Below are 2,802 nucleotides of genomic sequence, written 5' to 3'. Positions count from 1 at the left end.
TCCGATCTGTGAAATCCTATAATCCCAGGGGGACCGCCAGTGGCGAAGGCGCCCCGCTGGAACGGGTCCGACGGTGAGGGACGAAGGCCAGGGGAGCGAACCGGATTAGATACCCGGGTAGTCCTGGCTGTAAAGGATGCGGGCTAGGTGTCGGGCGAGCTCCGAGCTCGCCCGGTGCCGTAGGGAAGCCGTTAAGCCCGCCGCCTGGGGAGTACGGCCGCAAGGCTGAAACTTAAAGGAATTGGCGGGGGAGCACTACAAGGGGTGGAGCGTGCGGTTTAATTGGATTCAACGCCGGGAACCTCACCGGGGGCGACGGCAGGATGAAGGCCAGGCTGAAGGTCTTGCCGGACACGCCGAGAGGAGGTGCATGGCCGCCGTCAGCTCGTACCGTGAGGCGTCCACTTAAGTGTGGTAACGAGCGAGACCCGCGCCCCCAGTTGCCAGTCCCTCCCGCTGGGAGGGAGGCACTCTGGGGGGACCGCCGGCGATAAGCCGGAGGAAGGAGCGGGCGACGGTAGGTCAGTATGCCCCGAAACCCCCGGGCTACACGCGCGCTACAATGGGCGGGACAATGGGATCCGACCCCGAAAGGGGAAGGGAATCCCCTAAACCCGCCCTCAGTTCGGATCGCGGGCTGCAACTCGCCCGCGTGAAGCTGGAATCCCTAGTACCCGCGTGTCATCATCGCGCGGCGAATACGTCCCTGCTCCTTGCACACACCGCCCGTCACTCCACCCGAGCGGGGTCCGGGTGAGGCTCGGTCTCCCTTCGGGGAGGCCGGGTCGAGCCCGGGCTCCGTGAGGGGGGAGAAGTCGTAACAAGGTAGCCGTAGGGGAACCTACGGCTCGATCACCTCCTATCGCCGGAAACCCGTCCGGGGGTTTAAGGGGTGTTGGGCCTGCCATAGAGTGGGCCGGTAGCTCAGCCTGGGAGAGCGCCGGCTTTGCAAGCCGGAGGCCCCGGGTTCAAATCCCGGCCGGTCCACCACGAAGAGGTGCACATCCCGAGCAAAGCTCGGGGTGGAAGGGTCCTAGGCCCCGAACAGGGGTCACGATGAGGACCGTGCATAGGCGGATTGGCCCAAAAAATGCCCAGCCCCTCAAGTAAGGGGCAAGAAACCTAAGCCGCCTGGTGGATGGCTCGGCTCGGGGCGCCGACGAAGGGCGTGGCAAGCTGCGATAAGCCCCGGTGAGGCGCAGGCAGCCGTCGAGCCGGGGATTCCCGAATGGGACCTCCCGCGGCTTTTGCCGCACTCCCGGCAGGGAGGGGGAACGCGGGGAATTGAAACATCTTAGTACCCGCAGGAAAAGAAAGCAAAAGCGATGCCGTGAGTAGGGGCGACCGAAAGCGGCACAGGGCAAACTGAACCCTGGGTGGAAACACCCAGGGGATGTGGTGTTGTAGGGCCCCGCGCTGAACCCTCGGGGGTGAAGCCGAAGTCCGCTGGAACGCGGCGCCGGAGAGGGTGATAGCCCCGTAGGCGTAAGCCCCCAGGGTTCTGCGGGGTTCCTGAGTACCGTCGGTCGGATATCCGGCGGGAAGCTGGGAGGCATCGGCTCCCAACCCTAAATACGTCCCGAGACCGATAGCGAACTAGTACCGTGAGGGAAAGCTGAAAAGCACCCCGGGAGGGGGGTGAAAAGAGCCTGAAACCAGGCGGCGATAGGTGGGTGCGGCCCGAAAGGAGTGAGCCTTCCCGAAGGAAACCCCGGCGACGGGGGAGTACGAGGGAAGGGGACCGGGGTTGCACCGTCCGTCTTGAAACACGGGGCAGGGAGTTCACGGCCGTGGCGAGGTTAAGGGGGTAAAACCCCGAAGCCGTAGGGAAACCGACAGGTCCGCAGGCGCTTTGCGCCGAGGGACGGGGTGTGAAAGCGCCCGGAGTCACGGCCGTGAGACCCGAAACCGGTCGATCTAGCCCGGGGCAGGGCGAAGTCCCTCAACAGAGGGATGGAGGCCCGCTAGGGGTGCTGACGTGCAATTCGCTCCCGTGACCCCGGGCTAGGGGTGAAAGGCCAATCGAGGCCGGAGATAGCTGGTTCCCGCCGAATTATCCCGCAGGATAGCCTCCCCGGAGGTAGGCGGTGGGGTAGAGCACTGATTGGAGGTGCAGGGGGAGAAATCCCCCGGCCTCCTGTCAAACTCCGAACCCACCGCCGCCGTAGATGGGGGGAGTAGGGGGGCGGTGTAAGCCGTCACCCGAGAGGGGAACAACCCAGACCGGGGTTAAGGCCCCAAAGTGCCGGCTAAGTGTTACTCCAAAGGGTGTCCCTGGCCTTAGACAGCGGGGAGGTAGGCTTAGAAGCAGCCATCCTTTAAAGAGTGCGTAACAGCTCACCCGTCGAGGTCAGGGGCCCCGAAAATGGACGGGGCTTAAGCCGGCCGCCGAGACCCCGGCGCACGGACCGATTGGTCCGTGATCGGGTAGGCGGGCGTCCCGGTGGGGTAGAAGCCGGGCCGTAAGGTCCGGTGGACCCGTCGGGATTGCGGATCCTGCCGGGAGTAGCAGCATAGCCGGGTGAGAATCCCGGCCGCCGAAGGGGCCAGGGTTCCACGGCAATGTTCGTCAGCCGTGGGTTAGTCGGTCCTAACCCGACCCGTAACTCGGCGTCGGGGAAAGGGAAACGGGTTTATATTCCCGTACCGCGGGGGTAGGTGCGGCAACGCAAGCCCGGAGGGTGACGCCTCGGGGTAGGCGGACCGGTCGATAAGGCCGGCTAAGCGTATAAGCCCGGGGAGTACCGTAATGGTGAGAACCGGGTGAAAGCGCGAATGGCCTCCCGTTAGGGGGGTTCCGCC

The 2,802-nt window shown here is 65.0% G+C and carries 1 tRNA gene and 2 rRNA genes; all 3 read left to right on the top strand.

What is annotated here, in order from left to right:
- Window positions 1-861, top strand: a 16S ribosomal RNA gene (locus E3E24_RS12735); the annotation flags it as partial.
- A gap of 52 nt (window positions 862-913) precedes the next feature.
- Window positions 914-990: transfer RNA gene (locus tag E3E24_RS12500), tRNA-Ala, on the top strand.
- Between the two features lie 120 nt (window positions 991-1,110).
- Window positions 1,111-2,802, top strand: a 23S ribosomal RNA gene (locus E3E24_RS12730); the annotation flags it as partial.

The organism is Thermococcus sp. LS2 (genome assembly GCF_012027375.1).
GTDB lineage: Archaea > Methanobacteriota_B > Thermococci > Thermococcales > Thermococcaceae > Thermococcus_B.
The sequence above is the reverse complement of the archived record's forward strand: the minus strand, read 5'-3'. Positions and strand labels throughout refer to the sequence as shown.